The following is a 22,336-nucleotide window of genomic DNA, read 5'->3' as shown; positions in this document are numbered from 1 at the left end:
CTTCGTTCTTGACTTCTTCGGTGAGCTAAATCCGGCGTGCCTGCCGCGCGGCGACGAGCTGTCGCCGACCAGGGGCACGTGGTGCCGCGGTGTCGCGGCCGGCGTCTGTCGCTTCACCTCGCCCCATCAATTGCTCGATGAGATGGCATTGCGCATGGAGTGTCACCTTCTCGAACAAGCGAACCAGGGGAAACTGGATGCCGAACTCGCGTTGGATCTTCGCGTGGAGTCCGACGATCGTCAGCGAGGTACCGCCCGCTTCGAAGAACGTCAAGGGTGCATTTCCGCCAGTGAGCGCATCGGTTCCGACCAATTCGGCCCAGATGTCCTCCAGCCGCTCCGGCACGGTGCGTCTAGATTCAGAGGTTTTTCTAGCCGTGGCCGACCGCGCCTGCTCCGCCAATCGGTCCGAAACCATGTCAGCGAGCCGCTGACGATCGAGCTTTCCGTTCGACAGCATGGGCAACTCGGGCACGAAGACGATCATGGCCGGGATCATCATTCCCATCAGATGCGAGCGAAGATGATTACGTAACACGGATTCGTCTGGATCGTCCATCTGCACGACTCCAGCCAGGATCTTTCCCGTCAGGCCGGGCACGGCGCAGATGAAGGCGTCTCGAACGCGCGGAGCGGAGCGAACGACGGAGCGAACCTCCTGCAGCTCGATCCGCACGCCCCCGATCTTCACCTGGTCATCGCGTCGCCCCGAGATCTCGAGCGCACCGTCCGGTAAGACTCTGCCCAAATCCCCCGTCGGGTAGCAGTGATGAGAATCGTCACCGATCTCTATCCGAACGAACGGACTGACGATCCGTCCTTTGACCAGATACCCGTGCGACGGCCACGCCGCATTGATATACACCTCGCCGACCACACCGGGCGGGCATTCCGCCTGATTCTCATCGAGAACGAACGAGCGGGATCCCGGGATGGCATGGCCAACCGATTGAATGCCCGGAGCGGGCGCGCTTGGAACCCTAAGATGGTATTGAGCGAGTGTTGTCTCAGACGGCCCATACAGATTGACGACCTGACAGCCCGGGAAGACATCGTTCCAGCGGGAAACGAGCGAACCGTCGAGTGGCTCACCCGCGAAGAACGCACGACCGAGGCCAACGATCTGCTGCACATCATCCGCTGCGGCGAGCCACATCTCCGCGATCGACGGCACGACATGCAGACCGCTGATGGCATTACCCCGAATGAAATCGAGCACGTTGTCCGCCCCGAGATGGGTCTCAATGGGAATGCAAAGCGTCGCACCCCCGAGCAGTGGCGAGAGGGCGTCGCGGAACCAGACATCGAACGAAATGTTCGTCAAGTGCGCGAACCGGTCTTCTACTCCGATTGCGAATTCCTCGACCTGCCACTTCAAGAAGTGCGCAAGCCCCCGATGACTGCCGACGATCGCCTTGGGCGCGCCGGTCGATCCAGAAGTGAACGCGACGTAAGCGTGATCAGCGTTGGAGGACCACGCCGCAGGTGCGCCTACCCCACCTGCCCGCGTTCGAATGCGCGAGGTCGCCCCGCACTGTACGACGAAGCTGGCCGCCGCGCTGTCGAGCATCAACTCTCGCCGCGTTTCCGGGAGCGTCTCGTCAATGAGGAGGACGATGCCACCCGCTAGCCAGACAGCAAACACGGCTACTATCACCGCTGCGCTCCGGCACCCGACGATGGCAACGATACCTCCGCGCTTGAGACCCGATCCTCGCAGCCGGCTTGCCAGCTCCTCTGCGCGCACCAGAAGAGCGGTGTAGGTGATGCGCTCCGTCCCCGATTCGATCGCCACCGCCTCGGAGAATTCGGCGCACGCACGCTGGATGAGTTTATCGACCGATTCCGCGTCCCCGCTTGCATCCCTGTCGATCATCGCGTCAGTGCCCGACCTGCTGGAAGGTCGCGAGAACGAGGGCTGCGACCATGAAGAGAGCGCCGAACAGTCGGTTGACGAACTTGATCTGCTTCTCGGTCTTCAGGTACCCGGCCACCTTCGCCGCGAGTCCAGTGTAGACGGCCATCACGACGAGATCAGTGAACGCAAAGGTTAGGGCGACGGCAATGTACTGCGGTGGCATCGGGGCCGAGGAGACGAGGAACTGCGGGATGATCGCCAACATGAAGATGTAGCCCTTTGGATTGATGGCGTTCAGGGCGATGCCCTTTCCGATCAATCCGCCAATGCTCGCCATCGATCCTTCGGTTCGAGAGACCGAGATGGGCGTCGCCTTGGAAAACCACTGCGTGAGCCCGAGATAGAACAGGTATCCTACGCCGGCCCATTTCAGAACATTGAAGGCCAATGGAGATGCTTGGATGATGGCTCCCAGGCCGACGACAACGACCAGGAATACCGCCCAGAGGCCTATAACGAGGCCGATGGCGCCGAAGTATCCGCGGCGGAAGCCGTAGTTCAATCCATTCGTCATTGAGAATACGGAGCCTGACCCGGGCGAGAGTGAAAATATCCACGATGCCATGAAACAGGTGACCCACATGCTAAGTGCCAAAGAACTATTCCTGTCAGTTTGATGTTCTTGAATTCAATGAAGTATTGGCGTTCGTCGTATATGTGCGGACGTGACTAACTCACCCCCGCGACGGCACGGCGAGTGCAGGATGTGTGAAGATGGGGGTGAAGTAACGCAAGCCGAAATTTAGTTGTTAATCCGCGAGTGATCACCCACCGAGTGCCAGGCCCGGTCGTAGTAGACGAGTGGCAACGGGCGGGCTTCTTCCTCGTGCTCTGAATCGTCGTCTAAGCTACTCTCGACTGCACCTGCAATAATTATGGTGGACTCCCCGATGATGATTCGCTCGAAGACCTGCCCTCGAAGCCACGTCCGCGCACCGCAGAAGACGGGCTCTCCGGTCGGCAGCCGACGCCAGCCGTCGGTATTCGCGAAGCGATCGACTCCGCTTCTCGCCCCGAGAAGCGCCAAATCGATGCTGCGCTCATCCAACATATGAACGACAACACTGTCGGCCCGCGCCACGTGCACCGCCGCCGAAGAGAGCGCCGACAGCGAGAACGCAAAAACCGGCGGCTCCGCGCTCACCGACGAAACGCTTGTTACCGTCAGAGCGGCCAGCCGTCCGCCTGATTCCGCCGTTACGAGACAGACGCCGGCAGCGTGGCTTCTGAATACTTGCCTGAACCGATCTGGCGGAAAATTGTCCGAACCACTATAGCTTGACTTAAGGATCTGATCCCGCGATTTTCGCATCAAACCTCCATGTTTGTGAATTAGCGTGCCCGCATCTTAATTGCCGAGGGACACGCAAGTTGTGACGAAGTAAATATTTCCCGCGAGACGCAAGGCCGCAGCCGAAATGTCGCTGGCGGGTATCGGAGGCTCGCCCGCGTTGCCGCTACACTCCGGTACGACACCCCACAGACGCGAGTGCTCCAGAGAAGGGTGAATGCAATTCACACTTAGATTGTTCAACGTCATTCGACGCGAAGTATCGACGTCACCGCACGGACGCACTCGTGTCGATCCAGCGCGGCGACGGTACTTCGGAGCTTGCCTTCCGGCGCCGAGTGGGTTCCAATGAGAAGGGTCGCAATGTGATCGCAATCTGCTCTGGCCCCTCGTTCTCGCGGTGAGGTCTGAGTGAGGGTCTCCACCGAGACGTCATTGTCCGCGAACACTGCCGCGATTCTCGCCAGCACACCGGGGCGATCGACGACGGTGAGAGCAACCTGATATCGCGTGAAAACATCCCCCATCGGCACCATGGGAAGGGAGCCGACAACGACCGGCGTCATTCCGGGGCCACCCGCGACGTGCCGACGCGCCGCAGAGACAAGGTCACCGAGAATCGCCGACGCCGTCTCGGCGCCGCCCGCGCCGGCACCGTAGAACATCAGGTCTCCCGCGGCTTCTGCCTCGACAAACACCGCGTTGTAGGCGCCGCGGACGGTCGCGAGCGGATGGTCACGACTGATCAGCGCCGGGTAGACGCGCGAACTGATCCCGACTGGTTCTCCGCCCGGACCGAAGATTTGTTCGCAGATGGTCAGAAGTTTGATCACCAGGCCGTTCAGTCGTGCCGAGTCGATTTGCTCCCGAGTGATCCGCGTGATCCCTTCCCGGTACACCGACTCGAGCGGCACATCCTGGTGAAAGGCAAGCCGGGCGAGAATCGCTGCCTTGTTCGCGGCGTCCAGACCCTCAATGTCGGCGGTCGGATCTGTTTCGGCGTAGCCGGCGGCCGTTGCCGTCGCAAGAGCCTCGGCGAAGCTCTCGCCGTGAGCGTCCATCCGATCGAGGATGAAATTGGTCGTGCCGTTGACGATCCCGAGCACTCGGGTGACCCGGTCCCCCGCGAGGGATTGGCTCAGCGGGCGCACAATGGGAATCGCTGTGGCCACGGCAGCCTCATAGTGAATCTCAGCTCCGAACCGCTCGGCTTGGGCAAAAAGTTCCGCGCCGTAGGCGGCAAGCAGAGCCTTGTTCGCCGTGATCACGTCTGATCCGGAGCTGAGCGCCAATTCAATCAAACGCTTCGCCGGGTCGATGCCGCCGATCACCTCGATCACGAGGTCGGCGCCGACGATCAATTGCTCGAAGTCGGACGTGAGCAGTACCGACGGGATGTCGGGATACTTGCACGGGTCCGAAGTGCGTACGCCGACACCGACCAGTTCAACGTCTACGCCGACCCGGTCTCCGAGTTCGTCACGGTGCTCGAGCAGCAAGCGGGCGACCTGGCTGCCAACCGCGCCAGCGCCGAGCAGCGCAACACGTAGTGGACGATCGTTATCCCTGGCGGGTCGTGCATATAGTCCGCTCATGCTGCGACGCCGTTCGAGACCGCCGCGAAAGCGGTCCGAGCCGCGAAGAGCGGATCAGCATTCGGTTGGCGCGCGCAGGTAGAAGACGCTGGATGATTAGCCACGGTGAGACCTCAAAGATTATGGGAGTGAGTCACTGCTAGGCGAGCGGATCCGGTTTGACCCCTGAAGCCATCGGTTTCAGTGCAGCCCCGACAGAACGTCGAGGTGAGCGAGTGTCACCGTAGCACAACGGAATCTATCTCAGGTCGGCCTGGCGCGTCGAATGCTCACGATTGGCGCAGCCCGGCCGACGACCGCGACAGCGCCGACGTATCCGTCCTCGACGTCCAGGTCGCGCAAGGCGACGTCGGCCACGCCAGGGCAAGCGAGTACAGTGTGCCCGCCTTCCGCCAGGCCGAGCCGAACCTCTGCCATGGCGGTGTCCATACCGGTGCCAACCGCCTTCAACACGGCCTCCTTGCGCGTCCAGCGCTGAAAGACCTCAAGCCGCGAAGCCGACGCCAACTCGCCCGGCGCCGTGATCTGCTCGTCCAGACGAGCGAAATCGATCTCCGCCACCCGCTCGACATCGACCCCGACGGGGCCGATCGTGGTCAGCGCGACAGCGACCACCTCGCCGGCATGCGACAGCGATGCCTCGATCCCCAACGTCTTCAACGTCGTCTTGCCATGCGGTCGCCCGCACCCCACGCAGGTCCGGTCCACGACGACTTCCGCCGCTGCGAACCCCGTGACGGCCGCAACAGCACGACGGAGCGTCACCGCGGCAGTCACAAATCGATCGCGATCCGACGCTCGTAGGTAGCGAGCCGCGCGCTCGGTCTCGACCCTGTCCAGCAGGGCCCGGTCCTCGGCTGATGCTCCGCGGACGGCCTGCTGCCACACCCGGACCTCGCCGTCGAAGAGTGGAGCAAAATGGGCAGGCATCGTGAGATTTTAGCTACCCTCTCCGCGACGGCCAACCAAGATGGCGCGATAGTTGAGGCGTGACTATCCGCTCTGCGTGAGGTGTGTTGTTCGCGGCAGACGATCCTCGTCAGGTTGAGCCTGGCGGACAGTCCCCACCTCCGCGGAGCGACTGGCCGCCGCGTCTGTGCTGGGCACCACGACTGCGCCGAGATGGACCACTCTTCTTCGGCTAGAGCGTGAACGAAAAGCTCGAGATCGTCCTTACCAATTCCTCGGCGGACGAGAAAGAAAGGTGCGCCTCGACCTCGATGGGGAGGACAGCCAGTTCGCACCGCGCGTCATGCCCGTGAACGCAGGAGATCCCGGCCGAGGCGGGACCTCCTGCGCCCGTCGCAGCGGGGTTAGCCCCGCACGACCGCCACGAGGTGGGGGAAGAGCGGGTGCCCGGCAGCAAGGCCTGTGACGTCGGCGACGAACTCCTCCGGCGAGAGCGCCGCCAGCTTCTGCTTCAACTCAACGCTCTGCGGATCCTCCGGCACGTCAAAGCGAAGCGCAGCGCCAATGGCCGCGAGCAGCCCTTCGGGGACCAGCCCGCGCTCCGCGAGTTCGGCCGCCGGCCCGATGAAGCGCTCGTGCCGCGAGAGCTTGCGCAGCGGCTGGCGGCCCACCCGGTCGACCGTGTCCGTCAGGTACGGGTTGGCGAAGCGCTTCAGCGTCTTCTCGAGGTACGCCTGCTGCTCCGCATCGCTGAAACCGTGCTTCGCGACGATGAGTGCCTTCGTGTCCTCGAGCGCGGCCTGCACCGCGTCGCGCACCTCGGGCAGCGCGAGCGCGTCCGAGAGCTTGTGCGCTCCCGCCGCGAAGCCGACGTAGGCCGCCGTCGCGTGGCCCGTGTTCACCGTAAAGAGCTTGCGCTCGATGAACGGCTCCAGGTCGTCCACGTAGGTCGCGCCCGGGAGCTCCGGCTCACTCCCCGCGAAAGGGGTGCGGTCGATGACCCACTCGAAGAATGTCTCGACGGTGACGTCCAAGCCCTGGCCCGGCGCCTGGTTGGGCACGATGCGGTCCACCGCCGTGTCGGCGAAGACAGCGCGCGAGCGCAGACGCTCCCACTCGTCCGCGCCCAGGTTCGCGGCGACCTCGGTCTGGAGCAGGCGGGTGGCGTTGATCGCGTTCTCGCAGGCCATGACCGCCAGTCGCGGTGCCGACTCCGCGCGGGCGGCGAGGCCCTTGGCGATCACCGGCGCGACGAAGCGGAGGATGTTCGGCCCGACGGCTGTCGTCACGATGTCGGCCGCGGCGATCTCGCGCACGAGCGCCTCCTCGTCGGCGGAGGAGTCGATCGCGCGGAAGCGATCAACGAGGTGGGTCGTCGGCTCCTCCCCCACCTCGTGCACCTCATACCTGTCGGCGGCGGCAAGTTGGCTAATCAGGTCCGCATTGACATCGGCGAAGACGATTTCATATCCGGCACCGTGCAGGATCAGGCCGACGAAGCCGCGGCCGATGTTGCCGGCGCCAAAGTGGACGGCTGTGGGCATCAGGAGTTGACCTCACCCAGCAGGCTGTAGAGCGCCTGCGCGTCGGGAGCGTCGAGGAGCTTCTGCACGTCGTCCTCCTCCGAGAAAATGATGGCGATCTTCGAGAGGATTTCGAGGTGCTCGTTATTGACGCCAGCGATACCGACGACGAAGCGCACCTCGTTGCCATTCCAGTCGATGGGCTGCGCGTAGCGGACAAAAGAAAGGGCGGACGAGCGAATTTCGTCCTTCGCGTCGTTCGTGCCGTGCGGAATGGCGAGGAGGTTGCCCATGTACGTCGAGACGGTCGCCTCGCGGGCGAGCATGGCGTCGTAGTAGGCGGTGGTGACTGCGCCGACTCCCACCAGCATGTCGGCGGCCTCCTTCATGGCGGCCTCCTTCGTCGTGGCGGTGCCGGAGGCGTTGATTTGTCCGATGGTGAGCACTTCGCTCATGGCGTGCGTCCTTCCGTAAAGGTGCTGACAATGAGGGAACCCGCGGGGGCGAGCGGAGCGTGTCCGCTCTGTCGCACCCTACGGGTTCCCTTCTCCGAGGTGGCGTACTACTTGCCGTGCTGCTCCGCGACCAGCGAGACGACCTCGTCGTACTTCGGACTGTTCATGAAGTTGTCGACGGAGACGTGGATAGCGCCCGGGGTGCGCTGGCGGGCGCGCTCCGTGAGCTCGGCCTGGGTGATGACCAGGTCCACGTCGTCCTCGAGAGCGGCGATCGCTTTGTTGGTGACCGTGACGTCCTCATAGCCCGCCTTTTTCATCTTGTTGCGCAGTACCGAGGCGCCCATAGCGGACGATCCCATACCGGCGTCGCAGGCGAAGACGATGGAGCGGACCTGGGTCGCGGTGGCCGTGGCCCCCGCGGTCGAAGCGCCCGAGGAGTCCTGCGGGGCGTTAGCGCCGCGGGCATTGATCAGCGAGCCGACGGCGCTCTCTTTGCCCTTGTTGGCCTCGTTTGCGGAGACGGCGGCGGCGAGCTTGTCGTCGTTTTCCTCCGCAGCGGCGAGGTCGCGCTTGCGACTTGCGCGCAGGATCACCGAGGCGACGAGGAACGACACAGCGGTCGCGAGGATCACCGAGAGGATCACGCCGAGGAAGCTGTCATTCGCGGTCTGCAGCAGCACCGCGATGATCGAGCCGGGCGAAGCGGGGGCGCGCAGGCCGGAGTTGAAGGCGACGTTGGTCGCGACTCCGGTCATGCCGCCGAGGATGACGGCGGCGAGCAGGGCCGGCTTCATCAGCACATACGGGAAGTAGATCTCGTGGATACCGCCGATGAAGTGGATGATCGCCGCACCAGGAGCGGAGGCGCGGGCGGCGCCGACGCCGAAGATCGAGAACGCGAGCAGAACGCCCATGCCGGGGCCGGGGTTGGCCTCGAGGAGGAAGAGGAAGGACTTGCCCGTCTCCTCCGCCTGCTGCACGCCCAGCGGGGTGAGCACGCCATGGTTGATCGCGTTGTTGAGGAACAGGATCTTCGCCGGCTCGATAAAGATCGAGGTCAGCGGGAGCAGACCGGCGTTGACCAGCCATTCCACGCCGACTCCGAGCGCGCCGGAGAAGGCGGCGATGATTGGCGCGACGCCAAGGAAGGCGAGGACCGCGAGAACCAGACCGAGGATTCCGGCCGAGAAGTTGTTGACCAGCATCTCGAAGCCGGGCTTGATCTTGCCGTCCCAAAGCGCGTCGATCTTCTTCATCAGCCATGCCGAGAGCGGGCCCATGATCATGGCGCCGATGAACATCGGGATGCCGGCACCGACAATGACGCCCATGGTCGCAATAGTGCCGACCACTCCTCCGCGTGCGCCGTAGACCATGCGGCCACCGGTGTTCGCGATGAGAAGCGGGAGGAGGTAGGTGATCATCGGGCTGACGAGTCCGACGTTGATGACGTCGGGGTTGGTGCTCCACCCGCCGAGCTGCTGGACCCAGGTGGCGTCGACGCCGAGGAGCGGGAGCCATCCGGTCTGGATGAAGAGGGCCGTGATGAAGCCCCAGGCGATGAAGGCCGCGATGTTGGGCATAACCATCCCCGAGAGGAAGGTGCCGAATCGCTGGACGTAGACGCGCGCTCCACCGCGCGTCGACGTCGCTGACGTCGTTGTCATGTGGTTGTTCTCCGATTTTTAGGTCCGGGTGACCGAGACGCTCCTGAGGCGTCCCGACTCCCGAGTGGCGGGGTAGTGCAGGCGGGGTAGTTGGGTAGTGCGGGGGTGGGTTGTGGGGATCCGTGGATCAGGAGGCGGCGATCGCCTCCGTCACCGCAGAACGGGCGTCGGCGGCACTCTCGGCCGCGAGCGCGAGTTCGGCGTACCGTCTAGCCTCGGCGAGGGTGTGCTCGGCCAGCTCGGCGCGCACGTCTGCAAGAGCCGACGGCGACATCGAGAGGGTCGTCGCGCCGAGGCCGACGAGGACCACGGCGAGCAGCGGATCAGCGGCGGCCTCGCCGCAGATGCCGACGGGTTTGCCCAGCGCCGCTCCCGCACGGCCGACTTCTCCGACGAGGCGGAGCACGGCCGGGTGCCACGGGTCCTGGAACGCCGAGACTGTGCCGAGCATCCGATCCGCAGCGAGCGTGTACTGGGTGAGATCGTTGGTGCCGATCGAGGCGAAGTCAGCGACTCCGAGGATGCGGTCGGCGAGCAGCGCGGAGGAGGGGACCTCCACCATCACACCAGCGGTGCGGATGCCGAGTTCCCGCGCCATCGCCGTGAAGTAGCGGGTCTCGTCGACGGTCGCGACCATCGGTGCCATGACCCACAGGTCGGCATCGGTGGCGGCGTCGGCGTGCGCGAGAGCGGTGAGCTGGTCGCGCAGGATCTGCTCGCTCGCACGGAGGGCACGCAATCCGCGCAGACCCAGCGCCGGATTCTCCTCGTGGCTGTCGTTGAGAAAGCTCAGCGGCTTGTCAGCACCGGCGTCGAGCGCGCGGACGACCACCTTGCGACCGGGGAAGGCGGCGAGCAGGCGTGTGTACTGCTCGGCCTGCTCGGCGACGGTCGGCGCCTCCGTTGCATCAAGGAAAAGGAACTCGGTGCGGAACAGGCCAACACCCTCGGCTCCCAGTTCGACGGCATTCGCCGCTCCGTCGACCGAGCCGAGGTTCGCGAGCAGCGGCACGGCGTGGCCGTCAGCGAGGGCGCCGGGAGCGACCGGGGCGGCGAGCATCTCGGCACGCTCGGCGATCAGCGACTTCGCGGCACTGATCTCGGCGTCCGAGGGATTCACCGTAACGACGCCAGAGGCGGCGTCGAGGATGACCAGCTGGCCGTCACGCAGGTCGAGCGCACCGGTTGTGCCGACGATGGCAGTGATCGACTTCTCACGAGCGAGGATCGCCGTGTGCGAGGTCGGACCGCCGTCGCTGGTAATCAGGCCGAGAACCTTGTCGAGATCGAGCAAAGCAGTGTCGGCCGGAGCGAGATCGCGGGCAACGAGCACGAACGGCTGGTCCGACTCCGGAACACCCGGAGCAGCGACGCCGCGCAGGTGGGCGACGACGCGCTGCGAAACGTCGTCGAGGTCGGCCGCGCGCTCGGCCATGTAGCCGCCCATCGCCACAAGCAGGTCGCGGAAGCCGGCGAAGGCCTCGTGCACGGCTCGCTCGGCTGTTTTGCCCCCGGCGATCCGCGTCTTGACGTCCTCGGCGAGCGACGGGTCTTCGGCCATCAGGGCCTGCGCGTCGAGGACATCCTTCGCCGAGCCGCCGGCCCGCTCACCACGGTGGCGAATCGTTGCGGCGGTGGCGGAGAGCGACGAAACAGCGCGCTCCTCCTCCTGCACGACGGTCCGAGTGCTGGCGACGTCCTCGGGCTCGGGAAGCGGCTCCGGCATGCGCAGAACAGGCCCGAGGGCCAGTCCGCGTCCGACCCCGGTGCCGAGAAGCTTGGCGGAGGCGTAGGCGGTCTGAGGAGTGGACAGCGTCATGGGTGCTCGTTCCTGTCGTGCGCGGGGATTCGGGCGGAGGGGTATCAGGCGTCGTGGTCGGTGGTGAGGAACGTGGCGAGTTCCTCGAGCACGGCCTCCTCGTTGTCACCCTCGACGCTGACGGTGAGCGCGTCGCCGTGCTCGATGCCGAGCGAGATGATCCCGAGGATCGACGCAGCGTTGACCGGCGTGGCGTCGCCCTTCGCGATCAGGACCTTCTGACCCGACTTCGCCGCGGCCTGGCTGAAAAGCGAGGCGGGGCGGGCGTGGAGGCCCTTCGACGATGCAACTTGCACGGTGCGCTCGACCATGAACGTTTCTCCTTGATCCTGCAGCGATGGCTGCATCAGTGGTGCCCGGAGTCGGGCTCGGTGTCCGGGCGGGTGGAGGAGTCCTCGTCCGTTCCCGCGACGACCGCGCGAGCGGCGAAGAGGGCGGGCAGGGTCTCGAGCACGGCATCGGCACCGTGCGCTCCGAAGACGTCGTGCGGGAGAAGAGCGGCCGCGGCTCCCACATGCTCCGCACGGAGGCGGAGTACGTCGAACTGCGACTCGAGGTGCGGACCCACCAGCAGGACGTCCGCATCGGGGAGAGACTCCTCCAGACCCGTGAGGGTCTCGGACCGGAACACGGCATCCATGCCGTGCTCTTTTGCGCCCGCTCTCAGCCGGTGGGCCAGGAACGTGCTCGATGCGCCTGCCCCGCAGACGATGAGGATCTTCCGCACCGCGTTCGCCTCCTCGCGTCCGGGTCGTGGACCATCCAAGCATCAGTGACGAGGAGCACGGGCGTGACGTAGACAATCTTCCGCAGGGGCGGAAGCCGCGGCGGCGCGGGGGCTCCCCCGTGTGCTGACGAGGTGATTGACTGCCAGGAAGAACGACTCGCTGCCCGCTCCGAGCGGGCCCGCGGCAGGGTCGTGGCGCTCCTCGCGTCCGCCCCGGTCCGCACGCCTGGAGCCTGATGCCTGACAACCGCGAACGTCTGCTGGAGTATCTCTCCCGTGCCGATGGTTGGGTGACCGCGCACGAGCTGGCCGACCGGCTGGGGGTGACGACCCGCAGCGTCCGCAGCTACGTCACCGCAGTCAAGGCACAGGCCGCTCCGCTCGAGCCCGTCGAGTCCTCCGCGAACGGCTATCGCCTCGCTCGCGAGGCGTATGCCGCGTTCCTCGACGCGCAGCGCAGCCGGGACGTCGAGCCGGACACCCCGCGCGACCGGCTCTACAGCATCGTGCGTCGGCTGGTCGAGGGCAACGAGGGACTCGACGTGCCCGCCCTCGCCGAGGTGCTGTCCGTGAGTGAGTCGACCATCGATGCGGATGTGCGGCGGGTGAAAGCACTCGCCGACGAGGCCGGACTCAGCATTCTCCGGCGCGGCCCCTCTGTGCGGCTGGAGGGCAGCGAGGAGGCGCGCCGCCGCTTGATCTCACGGATGTTCCGCGACGAGAGCGCGCAGGGTGTGTTCACGCTCGACGATGTACAGCGCGAGTTTGCCTCCCCCGGCTTGGGCGCGTTCAAGACCGAGCTGTTGGCCGCGCTCGAGACCCGCGGCTACTACATCAATGACTACGGAGTGAATAGCGTCCTGTTGCATATCGCGATCGCGGTCGATCGGGTCGCGCGAGGCATCGGCGACCCCTCCGGCTCCCACCCCTCTCCCGCGATCCACGGCGAGCTGGCCGCGCTGCTGGCTGAGCTGGTCGAGCGGCACTTTGCGACGCGCTTGACCGACGCCGAGCTTGCGCAGCTGGCGATCCTGATGACGACCCGCGTGGCGACTCCCGGGCACAACGAGCCGGTCGCCGCGGTCGCCGAAAACTATCTCGACCCGGAGGACCTCGCCGTGGTCCGCGCGCTCGTCGCCGATGTCAATCGCGAGTACCTCGTCGACTTGGACGACGAGGGTTTTATCGTGCGGCTCGCCCTCCATGTCCGCAATCTCGTCGCCCGCGCCTCCGAGGGCGGCTATTCCCGGAACCCGCTGACGCGCTCGATCAAGACCAGCTACCCCATGACCTACGAAATCGCCGTCTTCCTCGCCAGTGGACTGCAGCGCCGCCGCGGTATCGCGGTGAATGAGGACGAGATCGCCTACATCGCCTTGCATGTCGGCTCGTTCCTCGAGCGCGTCTCGCGGCGGGCGGAGCGGCTCTCGTGCGTGATCGTGTGCCCGAACTACTACGATCTCGCGCACATGCTGCGGCTTCGGGTCGAACGATCACTAGGAACCGAGGTCGAGGTCCGCTCCCTGATCACGCGCAGCGATGTCGACTGGGACCGGCTGACCGCCGACCTCGTGATCACGACGATCGCCGAGCGGCCCTACGCCGATGATGTGGTCGTTGTGCAGCCCTTTCTCACCGATCACGATGTGGAGACGGTGCGCCGGGCAATCGCGCGCGTCCGCCGGCATCGGCGCCGGGCGCAGATCAAGGACGAACTCCTGCAGTTCTTCGACGAATCGCTGTTCTTTCGCAACGTGCACGCCCGCGACGAGGCGGCGATGATCCGAATGCTGGGAGGCCGCATGATCGCTGGCGGCATCATCGACGAGGACTACGTCGCCGGGGCGATCGAGCGGGAGCGGATGAGTTCGACGGCATTCACCGACAACCTCGCTGTGCCGCACGCGATGGCAATGAGTGCGCAACGAACCTCGATCGCGATCGTCGTTAACGACGTCCCGATGGAGTGGGGCGAGCAGCGGGTGAACGTCATCGCGATGATCGCCTTCGCGTCGACGGGGCGCAGCACCTTCCAGTCGGTCTTCGACCAGTTCGTGGAGGTCTTTGCGGAGCGAGCGGAGGTGCAGCGCTTGGTCCGTCGCTCCACCGACTTCGCAGCGTTCATCGAGGAGTTGGTCCGGGTGATCGACAGCTGACTGGACCCGATCCTCAGGCGATCGGCGTTGGCACGATCCCGTACTGCGCGAGCCCCGCAGCGCCGCCGTCGGCAAGCGTCGTGACCCAGATGCCGTCGCTGTGCACGGCAACCGAGTGCTCCCAGTGCGCGGCAGCAGTGCCGTCCTCGGTTGCCACGGTCCACTCATCCGCACGCACAACGGTCTCGGCGCCGCCCGCGGTGACCATCGGCTCGATCGCGACGACGAGACCGGGCTTCACCTCCGGGCCGCGCTGGCGAACCCGATAGTTGAAGACCGGCGGCGCCTCGTGCATGGACCGGCCAATGCCGTGGCCGATGTAATCGGTGAGGATCCCGTACACGCGGCCGGTCCGCTCCGCCTCATCCTCGACATACCCCTCAATCGCGGCGCCAACCTCATTGAGGTGCCGAGCGGAGGCGAGCGCGGCGATCCCGCGCCAGAGCGAGCCCTCGGTGACCCGCGAGAGTTCGAGCCGCGCCGCGACCTCCTCGTGCTGTCCGGCAGGATCGGGGAGAACCAGGGTCATCGCAGAGTCGCCGTTCCAGCCGTCGATCTCGGCGCCGCTGTCGATCGAGACGATGTCGCCGGGCTCGAGCACACGGTCGCCGGGGATGCCGTGCACGACCTCGTCGTTGATCGACGCGCAGATCGTGTGCCGGTACCCCGGGACGAGCTGGAAGTTCGAGTGCCCTCCGCGCTCGACGATCGCCGCTTCGGCGATTGCGTCAAGCTCGAGCGTCGTGATGCCGGGACGGATCGCAGCACGAACCGCATCGAGCGATGCGGCCGTCGCCAGCCCGGGGGCGATCATGGCTCGTAACTGCACGGGCGTCTTGTAGAGGGAGGAACGTAGCGCCACGATCAGGCGGCTGGATTATCGAGGCGGCTGACCCGATGACCCTCGAGCGCGACGACGATTCGTTCGGTCACCTCCTCGACCGGACCAAGGCCGTCGACCACGACGACGATGCCGCGGGCAGCGTAGACGTCGATGAGTGGAGCAGTTTGCTCCTCGTAGAGCGCGAGGCGGCGGCGGATGACTTCCTCGGTGTCATCGCTGCGCCCCTGCTCGAGCGAGCGCTTGAGCAGGCGGGCGACGACCTCGTCGGGGTCCGCGGTGAGCTGGACGACCGCGTCGAGGCGGTTGTGATCGGCGGCGAGAATCCTGTCGAGCTCGTCGACCTGCTCCGTCGTGCGCGGGTAGCCGTCGAGCAGGAACCCGGTCGATGCGTCGGCCTCTTGGAGCCGGTCGTGCACGATCGCGTTGGTCAGCTCATCAGGAACGTAATGGCCCGCGTCGAGGTAGGTCTTTGCCTGGAGGCCAAGTTCGGTCTCGTTCGCAACGTTCGCGCGGAAGATGTCGCCGGTCGAGATGGCGGGCACCTCGAGGATGTCGCTGAGCCGGGCGGCCTGGGTCCCTTTGCCAGCGCCCGGAGGGCCGATCAGCAGGAGACGGAAGCCGACCGGATTCGAGCTCATCGGAGGAGTCCTTCGTAGTGGCGTTGCTGCAGCTGGGAGTCGATCTGCTTCACCGTCTCCAGTCCGACTCCGACGATGATGAGAATCGACGTGCCGCCGAACGGGAAGTTCTGGTTCGCGCCCACCAGCGCAAGCGCGACAAGCGGCACCAACGCGATGAGCCCCAGGTAGACCGACCCGGGCAGGGTCACGCGGGTGAGCACGTAGTTCAGGTATTCGGCGGTCGGGCGGCCGGCGCGAATACCGGGGATGAAGCCGCCGTAACGCTTCATGTTGTCGGCTACCTCGTCGGGGTTGAAGGTGATCGCGACATAGAAGTAGGTGAACCCGACGATCAGGAGGAAGTACAGCGCCATGTAGAGCGGGTGGTCGCCCTTGGTGAGGTAGCTCGTGATCCACGACACCCACCCCGGCGCCGCCTGGCCCGCGCCCGGCTGGTTGAACTGCGCAATGAGCGCGGGCAGATAGAGAAGGGACGAAGCGAAGATGACGGGCACGACGCCGGCCATGTTGACCTTGATCGGGATGTACGTGTTGTTGCCGCCGTAAGTGCGCCTGCCGACCATGCGCTTCGCGTACTGCACGGGGATCCGCCGCTGCGACTGCTCCACGAAGACCACGGCGACCACGAGTACGAGGCCCACGCCGAGAACGAGAAGGAAAGTCTCGAAGCCGCGCGACTGCGCGATCGACCAGAGCGACGTGGGGAACTGAGCGGCGATCGAGGTGAAGATCAGCAGCGACATGCCGTTGCCGATGCCGCGCTCGGTGATGAGCTCGCCCATCCACATGATGATGCCGGTGCCCGCGGTCATGGTGATGACCATGAGCAGGATGGAGTACCACTCGTCGGTGATGATGAGCGCCGAGCACTCCGGCACTCCGGAGTTGCCGAACAGCGCACCCGAGCGGGCGACGGTGATGAGGGTGGTCGACTGGAGGACACCGAGCGCGATCGTGAGGTAACGCGTGTACTGCGTGAGCTTGCCCTGACCGGACTGCCCCTCCTTGTACAGCGTCTCGAAGTGCGGGATGACCACCCGCAGCAGCTGAACGATGATGGACGCCGTGATGTACGGCATGATCCCCAGCGCGAAGATCGACAACTGGAGCAGAGCCCCACCGCTGAAGAGGTTCACGAGTTCGTAGAGCCCTGAGGTGCCCTGGTTGCCCGCGAGACACGCCTGCACGGCGCTAAAGCTGACGAACGGAGCAGGGATAAAAGATCCCAGCCGGAAGATCGCCACGATCGCGAGAGTGAAGCCGATCTTGCGGCGGAGGTCGGGGGTGCGGAAGATCCGCGCTACGGCGCCAAACACTACCTAGGGTCTCCTGCTCAGTTCTGTGGTGCGGGATACAGGTCGAGCTTGCCACGCGCTCCCGGAGGGAGTCGGCGTGGCAAGCTCGACCGACAAGCTGCTGGTGCTACTTGATGGATCCGCCCGCCGCGACGATCTTCTGCTCGGCAGAGCTGGAGACCTTGTCGACCGCGACGTTCAGCTTAACCGCAATGTCGCCGTCCCCGAGGACTTTGACCTTCTCGTTCTTGCGGACGGCACCCTTGGCGACGAGGTCGCTGACGGTGACCTCCCCACCCTGGGGGTAGAGATCCGCGAGAGCTGACAGATTCACGACCTGGTACTCGACCCGGAACGGGTTCTTGAAGCCGCGGAGCTTCGGAGTGCGCATGTGCAGCGGCATCTGCCCACCCTCGAAACCGATGCGCACCGTGTAGCGAGCCTTGGTGCCCTTGGTGCCGCGCCCGGCCGTCTTGCCCTTCGAGCCTTCACCGCGACCGACACGGGTCTTGGCCTTCTTAGCGCCGGCGGCGGGACGGAGGTGGTGGACCTTGAGCACATGCTCTCTGGTCGTCGGCGCCGTCGCACCCTTGGTGGTGGACGCCGACGCGGAAGTCGTGGACTCCGCGGCGGCGTTGTTCGTCTCAGCCATTAGTCAATCTCCTCGACCTTCACCAGATGGGCGACGGTCTTCACGTATCCGCGGTTCTGGGCGTTGTCCTCGCGGACCACGCTTTGACCGATCTTCCTGAGGCCGAGCGAGCGCAGCGTGTCCCGCTGGTACTGCTTCTCGCTGACCTTCGACTTGACCTGGGTCACCTTGAGCTGGGCCATCAGGCACCTGCCTTCGCGTTGGACGCGGCGGCGAGAGCGTCGGCCTCGGCACGGACGAGACGGGCCGGAGCGACCTGATCGAAGTCGAGACCTCGACGAGCGGCGACGGCGCGCGGCTCCTCGAGCTGCTGCAGAGCCTCGACGGTCGCGTGGACGATGTTGATGGTGTTCGACGAGCCGAGCGACTTGCTCAGGACGTCGTGGATGCCGGCACACTCGAGGACGGCGCGAACGGGACCACCGGCGATGACACCGGTACCCGCCGCGGCGGGGCGCAGGAGCACGACACCGGCGGCGGCCTCACCCTGGACGGGGTGCGGAATGGTCGATCCGACGCGCGGAACACGGAAGAAGTTCTTCTTCGCCTCCTCGACGCCCTTGGAGATGGCGGTCGGGACCTCGCGGGCCTTGCCGTAGCCGACGCCCACCAGTCCATTGCCGTCTCCGACGACCACGAGCGCGGTGAAGCTAAAGCGACGACCACCCTTGACGACCTTCGACACGCGGTTGATGGTCACGACGCGCTCGAGGAACTGGCTCTTCTCGGAGTCACGTCCACCGCGGTCGCGGCCACCCTGGTTGCGGTCGCGGCCGCCGCGGCGGGGCTCACGAGCCTCCTGCTGCGGCTGCGTGGACGCAGCGGTCTCGACGGGGGCCTCCGACACTGCGGCGACCTCGGGTTCCTTGTTCTCTGCCGCGCTCACAGGTTGAGCCCTGCCTCTCGTGCTCCATCGGCGATCGCGGCAACGCGACCGGCGTACTTATTGCCTCCGCGGTCGAAGACGACCGCCTCGACACCGGCGTTCTTGGCACGCTCGGCGACGAGTTCGCCAACCTTGCGGGCCTTGGCGGTCTTGTCGCCGTCAAACACGCGCAGGTCGGCCTCGAGGGTCGACGCCGACACGAGGGTTCGACCCTGCGCATCATCGACGATCTGCACGAAGACGTGGCGAGCCGAACGGTTGACGACGAGGCGGGGGCGCTCGGCGGATCCGACGACCCTCTTGCGCAAACGGTCGTGACGACGACCGCGCGCAGCGGACTTGCTCTTTCCTCTGGTTCCGAGTCCCATGATCACTTACCGCTCTTTCCGGCCTTGCGGCGAACAACCTCGCCGGCGTAGCGCACGCCCTTGCCCTTGTAGGGCTCGGGCTTGCGGATCTTACGAATGTTGGCGGCCACCTCACCGACGGCCTGCTTAGAGATGCCGTGCACAGTGAGCTTGTTATTGCCCTCGACCGTGAACGAGATGCCCGCGGGCGGGGTCACGACGACCGGGTGCGAGAAGCCGAGCGCGAACTCGATGTCCGAGCCCTTCGCCAGAACGCGATATCCGGTCCCGACGACCTCGAGGCCCTTGGAGTAGCCCTGCGTGACACCGATGATGTCGTTCGCGATGAGCGTGCGGGTGAGGCCGTGGAGCGAGCGCGACACGCGCTCGTCGTCAGGCCGCGAGACCAGGACCTGACCATTCTCGACGGCGACCTGGATGGGGCTGGCGACCGGAACGGTCAGCTCGCCCTTCGGGCCCTTGACGGTTACCGCGGATCCGGCGACGGAGACGTCGACGCCCGCCGGGATTTCAATGGGAAGTCTTCCAATACGCGACATAAGGGATTACCACACGTAGGCGAGGACTTCCCCACCCACGCCCTTCTTCTCGGCCTGGCGGTCGGTCAGCAGACCGCTCGACGTGGACAGGATGGCGACGCCGAGGCCGCCGAGCACGGTGGGAATCTCGGCCGACTTCGCGTAGACACGGAGGCCGGGCTTCGAGACCCGCTTGATGCCCGCGATGGAGCGCTCGCGGTTGGGGCCGTACTTGAGGGAGATGGAGAGCGTCGTGCCGACGCGCGCCTCCTCGACCTTCCAGTCGGCGATATAGCCCTCGGTCTTGAGGATCTCGGCGATGTTCGCCTTGAGCTTCGAGCCGGGGAGGGTGATGGAGTCGTGGTGCGCTGAGTTCGCGTTACGGATTCTGGTCAGCAGATCTGCGACCGGATCAGTCATGGTCATGGCTGATGGTGCCTTTCTCGCCTGGTTTCGACACCCTTTACAAGAGTGCCGACCTGTGGTGTGGGACGGCGCCGACGACGTCGACGCCCATGCGGCCGCGCGAGCGCAGGCCAACGTGCCATGATACATGGCCGATGGTCTGCGGTCGAGGGCCGATCGTGCCCGCGATGATCCGCGGACGAACGACGAGGCCGGAGGGCGGTTCTCACCGTCCCCCGGCCTCGAGGATGCTGCTTACGCCTTGTCCGAGGACTTGAATGGGAAGCCGAGCTGCTTGAGCAGCGCGCGTCCCTCGTCGTCGGTCTTCGCGGTGGTCACAACGGTGACGTCGAAGCCGCGGACGCGGTCGATGCGGTCCTGGTCGATCTCGTGAAAGATCGACTGCTCCGTGATACCGAAGGTGTAGTTGCCGTTGCCGTCGAACTGGCGGTCCGAGAGACCGCGGAAGTCGCGGATGCGCGGCAGCGCCACCGAGAGCAGGCGGTCCAGGAACTCCCACGCACGGTCACCACGGAGGGTGACGTGTGCGCCGATGGCCTGACCCTCGCGCAGCTTGAACTGCGCGATGGACTTGCGGGCCTTCGTGATCTGCGGCTTCTGACCGGTGATAGCGGTGAGGTCCTTGACCGCGCCATCAATGATCTTGCCGTCGCGGGCAGCCTCGCCAACGCCCGTGTTCACGACAACCTTGACCAGGCCGGGAACCTGGTGCACGTTGCCAAAACCGAACTGCTCCTGGAGAGCGGGGATGATATCGGCCTGGTATTTGGCCTTGAGCCGCGGCTGAACCTTCGCAGCCACTGCGGTGGTGTCAGTCATTACAGTTCCTCACCCGACGCCTTCGCGTAGCGCACGCGAACGGTCTTGGTCACGCCATCCTTGGTGACGGCCACGTTGCGGTGGCCAACCCTCGTCGGCTTCTTGGTCTTCGGGTCGACGATCGCGACGTTCGAGATGTGGATGGACGCCTCGACAGTCTCGATGCCGCCCTCCTTCGAGCCTCGCTGCGTCTGACCGACGCGGGTGTGCTTCTTGACGAAGTTCACACCCTCGACGACGACGCGGTTGCGCTCGACCAGCACCTCGAGGACCTTGCCCTGCTTGCCACGGTCTCCGCCGCGCTCCTGGGTAGCCCCCGAGATGACCTGGACGAGGTCACCCTTCTTGATCTTGGCCATGACTAGATAACCTCCGGTGCCAGCGAGACGATCTTCATGAACTTCTTGTCGCGGAGTTCGCGACCGACCGGTCCGAAGATGCGGGTGCCGCGGGGGTCCCCGTCGTTCTTGAGGATGACGGCGGCGTTCTCGTCGAACTTGATGTATGAGCCGTCGGATCGACGGGTCTGCTTGATGGTCCGAACGATGACGGCCTTGACCACATCGCCCTTCTTGACGTTCCCACCGGGAATGGCGTCCTTGACGGTGGCGACGATGACATCGCCGAGACCGGCGTAGCGGCGACCGGAGCCTCCGAGGACTCGAATGGTGAGGAGCATCTTGGCGCCGGTGTTGTCGGCAACCTTGACTCGGGATTCTTGCTGAAGCATGTGTCTCTCCTGCTAACTCAAGTAGGCCGCGGCCTACTTGGCCTTCTCGAGGATCTCGACCAGGCGCCAGCGCTTGGAGGCGCTGAGGGGACGGGTCTCGCTGATGACGACGAGGTCGCCGATTCCCGCGGTGTTCAGCTCGTCGTGAGCTTTGACCTTCGAGGTGCGGCGGATGACCTTGCCGTAGAGGGGGTGCTTCACGCGGTCCTCGACCTCGACGGTGATGGTCTTGTCCATCTTGTCGCTGGTGACGTAGCCGCGGCGGGTCTTGCGGTAACCGCGAGCGCCCTCCTGCTTGACGTCGTGCGCGGCCGACTCGTGGCCGGCGGTGTCATTGACGGTTGCCATTACTTGGCCTCCTCTGTCGACTCGGTCGCCTCGACCTCAGCCTTGGCGGCCTTCTTGGTCTTGGACTTCTTCTCCGCCTTGGCCGGAGCCTCGACGGGTGCGGGGGTGGCGCGAATACCCAGCTCGCGCTCACGGATGACCGTGTAAATGCGGGCGATATCGCGCTTGACGGCACGGAGGCGGCCGTTGGTATCGAGCTGACCGGTGGCCGACTGGAAGCGGAGGTTGAACAGCTCCTCCTTGGCCTTCTTCAGCTCGGTGACGAGACGCTCGTCCTCAAAAGTGTCGAGCTCGGCGGGGGCGAGCTCCTTGGATCCGATCGCCATTACGCGTCTCCCTCCTCGCGCTTGATGATGCGTGCCTTGAGGGGCAGCTTGTGGATGGCACGGGTCATGGCTTCGCGAGCAAGTTGCTCATCGACACCGGCGACCTCGAAGAGGACGCGGCCCGGCTTGACGTTAGCGACCCACCACTCCGGCGAGCCCTTACCGGAACCCATGCGGGTTTCGGCGGGCTTCTTGGTTAGCGGGCGGTCCGGGTAGATGTTGATCCAGACCTTCCCGCCGCGCTTGATGTGGCGCGTCATGGCGATACGAGCGGACTCGATCTGCCTGTTGGTCACATAGGCGGACGTGAGGGCCTGGATGCCGAACTCACCGAACGACACCTTGGTGCCACCGGTGGCCTGGCCGGAACGGCCCGGGTGGTGTTGCTTGCGGTGCTTGACTCGACGCGGAATCAACATG

27 protein-coding genes are annotated in these 22,336 nt (G+C 65.3%); 1 reads left to right on the top strand and 26 read right to left on the bottom strand.

All coding sequences use genetic code 11. The features are described from left to right. Positions 1-25: 25 nt before the first annotated feature. The 11 genes from B0H03_RS05600 to B0H03_RS05550 all read right to left on the bottom strand — a co-directional run bounded on the left by B0H03_RS05600 (position 26) and on the right by B0H03_RS05550 (position 11,907). Positions 26-1,876 carry a non-ribosomal peptide synthetase gene (locus tag B0H03_RS05600; protein WP_104265201.1) on the bottom strand — a complete coding sequence of 617 codons (1,851 nt, stop codon included), beginning with the start codon at positions 1,874-1,876 and terminating at the stop codon, positions 26-28. A gap of 4 nt (positions 1,877-1,880) precedes the next feature. Next, positions 1,881-2,483 (bottom strand): LysE family transporter, encoded by a 603-nt coding sequence (locus B0H03_RS05595; protein ID WP_258062032.1) that lies wholly within the window; start codon positions 2,481-2,483, stop codon positions 1,881-1,883. A 177-nt stretch (positions 2,484-2,660) separates the two neighbouring features. Then, positions 2,661-3,230 carry a flavin reductase family protein gene (locus B0H03_RS05590; RefSeq protein WP_104265203.1) on the bottom strand — a complete coding sequence of 190 codons (570 nt, stop codon included), beginning with the start codon at positions 3,228-3,230 and terminating at the stop codon, positions 2,661-2,663. A 224-nt stretch (positions 3,231-3,454) separates the two neighbouring features. Then, the gene (locus tag B0H03_RS05585; protein ID WP_104265204.1) at positions 3,455-4,804 is read right to left on the bottom strand and encodes a homoserine dehydrogenase; all 1,350 of its coding nucleotides are present in this window, start codon (positions 4,802-4,804) and stop codon (positions 3,455-3,457) included. Between the two features lie 243 nt (positions 4,805-5,047). Next, on the bottom strand, positions 5,048-5,734 hold the full coding sequence (locus B0H03_RS05580; RefSeq protein WP_104265205.1) for a 4'-phosphopantetheinyl transferase family protein: 687 nt from the start codon (positions 5,732-5,734) through the stop codon (positions 5,048-5,050). Between the two features lie 383 nt (positions 5,735-6,117). After that, positions 6,118-7,257, bottom strand: a complete 1,140-nt coding sequence (locus tag B0H03_RS05575; RefSeq protein WP_104265206.1) for a mannitol-1-phosphate 5-dehydrogenase — start codon at positions 7,255-7,257, stop codon at positions 6,118-6,120. Further along, complete coding sequence (locus tag B0H03_RS05570; protein WP_104265207.1) at positions 7,257-7,691, bottom strand: PTS mannitol transporter subunit IIA; 435 nt, start codon at positions 7,689-7,691, stop codon at positions 7,257-7,259. Before B0H03_RS05570 ends, B0H03_RS05575 begins: the two co-directional genes overlap by 1 nt. A gap of 107 nt (positions 7,692-7,798) precedes the next feature. Then, the gene (locus B0H03_RS05565) at positions 7,799-9,361 is read right to left on the bottom strand and encodes a PTS mannitol transporter subunit IIBC (protein WP_104265208.1); all 1,563 of its coding nucleotides are present in this window, start codon (positions 9,359-9,361) and stop codon (positions 7,799-7,801) included. Positions 9,362-9,488: 127 nt separating this feature from the next. Continuing rightward, entirely contained in the window at positions 9,489-11,180 is a 1,692-nt protein-coding gene (gene ptsP / locus B0H03_RS05560; protein WP_104354345.1) for a phosphoenolpyruvate--protein phosphotransferase, read from the bottom strand. A gap of 44 nt (positions 11,181-11,224) precedes the next feature. Continuing rightward, positions 11,225-11,491, bottom strand: a complete 267-nt coding sequence (locus B0H03_RS05555) for an HPr family phosphocarrier protein (RefSeq protein WP_104265210.1) — start codon at positions 11,489-11,491, stop codon at positions 11,225-11,227. 35 nt (positions 11,492-11,526) lie between these two features. Then, positions 11,527-11,907, bottom strand: a complete 381-nt coding sequence (locus B0H03_RS05550) for a PTS sugar transporter subunit IIB (protein ID WP_160487242.1) — start codon at positions 11,905-11,907, stop codon at positions 11,527-11,529. 236 nt (positions 11,908-12,143) lie between these two features. Between B0H03_RS05550 and B0H03_RS05545 the strand changes: the two genes are divergently transcribed. After that, entirely contained in the window at positions 12,144-14,063 is a 1,920-nt protein-coding gene (locus B0H03_RS05545) for a BglG family transcription antiterminator (RefSeq protein WP_104354347.1), read from the top strand. A 13-nt stretch (positions 14,064-14,076) separates the two neighbouring features. On the opposite strand, the gene map is transcribed toward B0H03_RS05545, so the two are convergent. The 15 genes from map to rplP form a co-directional block, all read right to left on the bottom strand. Continuing rightward, positions 14,077-14,925, bottom strand: a complete 849-nt coding sequence (gene map / locus B0H03_RS05540; RefSeq protein ID WP_241560436.1) for a type I methionyl aminopeptidase — start codon at positions 14,923-14,925, stop codon at positions 14,077-14,079. A gap of 2 nt (positions 14,926-14,927) precedes the next feature. Next, positions 14,928-15,545, bottom strand: a complete 618-nt coding sequence (locus tag B0H03_RS05535) for an adenylate kinase (protein WP_104265213.1) — start codon at positions 15,543-15,545, stop codon at positions 14,928-14,930. Beyond that, on the bottom strand, positions 15,542-16,864 hold the full coding sequence (gene secY, locus B0H03_RS05530) for a preprotein translocase subunit SecY (RefSeq protein ID WP_104265214.1): 1,323 nt from the start codon (positions 16,862-16,864) through the stop codon (positions 15,542-15,544). Before secY ends, B0H03_RS05535 begins: the two co-directional genes overlap by 4 nt. A gap of 106 nt (positions 16,865-16,970) precedes the next feature. Then, on the bottom strand, positions 16,971-17,495 hold the full coding sequence (rplO, locus tag B0H03_RS05525; RefSeq protein ID WP_104265215.1) for a 50S ribosomal protein L15: 525 nt from the start codon (positions 17,493-17,495) through the stop codon (positions 16,971-16,973). Beyond that, on the bottom strand, positions 17,495-17,677 hold the full coding sequence (gene rpmD / locus B0H03_RS05520) for a 50S ribosomal protein L30 (RefSeq protein ID WP_173248919.1): 183 nt from the start codon (positions 17,675-17,677) through the stop codon (positions 17,495-17,497). Before rpmD ends, rplO begins: the two co-directional genes overlap by 1 nt. Then, the gene (gene rpsE / locus B0H03_RS05515; RefSeq protein ID WP_104265216.1) at positions 17,677-18,381 is read right to left on the bottom strand and encodes a 30S ribosomal protein S5; all 705 of its coding nucleotides are present in this window, start codon (positions 18,379-18,381) and stop codon (positions 17,677-17,679) included. Before rpsE ends, rpmD begins: the two co-directional genes overlap by 1 nt. Further along, the gene (gene rplR / locus B0H03_RS05510; protein ID WP_104265229.1) at positions 18,378-18,749 is read right to left on the bottom strand and encodes a 50S ribosomal protein L18; all 372 of its coding nucleotides are present in this window, start codon (positions 18,747-18,749) and stop codon (positions 18,378-18,380) included. The genes rpsE and rplR overlap by 4 nt, the downstream gene beginning before the upstream one ends. A gap of 2 nt (positions 18,750-18,751) precedes the next feature. After that, positions 18,752-19,288 (bottom strand): 50S ribosomal protein L6, encoded by a 537-nt coding sequence (rplF, locus tag B0H03_RS05505; protein WP_104265217.1) that lies wholly within the window; start codon positions 19,286-19,288, stop codon positions 18,752-18,754. Between the two features lie 6 nt (positions 19,289-19,294). Beyond that, a complete protein-coding gene (gene rpsH, locus B0H03_RS05500) occupies positions 19,295-19,693 on the bottom strand; it encodes a 30S ribosomal protein S8 (RefSeq protein ID WP_068209423.1) in 399 nt (132 codons plus the stop codon). A 234-nt stretch (positions 19,694-19,927) separates the two neighbouring features. Beyond that, a complete protein-coding gene (gene rplE, locus B0H03_RS05495; protein ID WP_104265218.1) occupies positions 19,928-20,512 on the bottom strand; it encodes a 50S ribosomal protein L5 in 585 nt (194 codons plus the stop codon). Then, on the bottom strand, positions 20,512-20,871 hold the full coding sequence (gene rplX, locus B0H03_RS05490) for a 50S ribosomal protein L24 (protein ID WP_104265219.1): 360 nt from the start codon (positions 20,869-20,871) through the stop codon (positions 20,512-20,514). Before rplX ends, rplE begins: the two co-directional genes overlap by 1 nt. Positions 20,872-20,873: 2 nt before the next feature. Then, positions 20,874-21,242: a 50S ribosomal protein L14 gene (gene rplN / locus B0H03_RS05485; protein WP_104265220.1), complete on the bottom strand. Its 369-nt coding sequence runs from the start codon at positions 21,240-21,242 to the stop codon at positions 20,874-20,876. A 33-nt stretch (positions 21,243-21,275) separates the two neighbouring features. Then, positions 21,276-21,590 (bottom strand): 30S ribosomal protein S17, encoded by a 315-nt coding sequence (rpsQ, locus tag B0H03_RS05480; RefSeq protein ID WP_104265221.1) that lies wholly within the window; start codon positions 21,588-21,590, stop codon positions 21,276-21,278. Next, positions 21,590-21,916: a 50S ribosomal protein L29 gene (gene rpmC, locus B0H03_RS05475; protein WP_104265222.1), complete on the bottom strand. Its 327-nt coding sequence runs from the start codon at positions 21,914-21,916 to the stop codon at positions 21,590-21,592. Before rpmC ends, rpsQ begins: the two co-directional genes overlap by 1 nt. Beyond that, a complete protein-coding gene (gene rplP, locus B0H03_RS05470; protein ID WP_104265223.1) occupies positions 21,916-22,335 on the bottom strand; it encodes a 50S ribosomal protein L16 in 420 nt (139 codons plus the stop codon). The genes rpmC and rplP overlap by 1 nt, the downstream gene beginning before the upstream one ends. Position 22,336 lies beyond the last annotated feature (1 nt).

The sequence above is a fragment of the Rathayibacter iranicus NCPPB 2253 = VKM Ac-1602 genome (assembly GCF_003149025.1).
Classification (GTDB): Bacteria; Actinomycetota; Actinomycetes; order Actinomycetales; family Microbacteriaceae; genus Rathayibacter; species Rathayibacter iranicus.
Note: the sequence above shows the minus strand (reverse complement) of the source record. Positions and strands in the feature narration are given on the sequence as shown.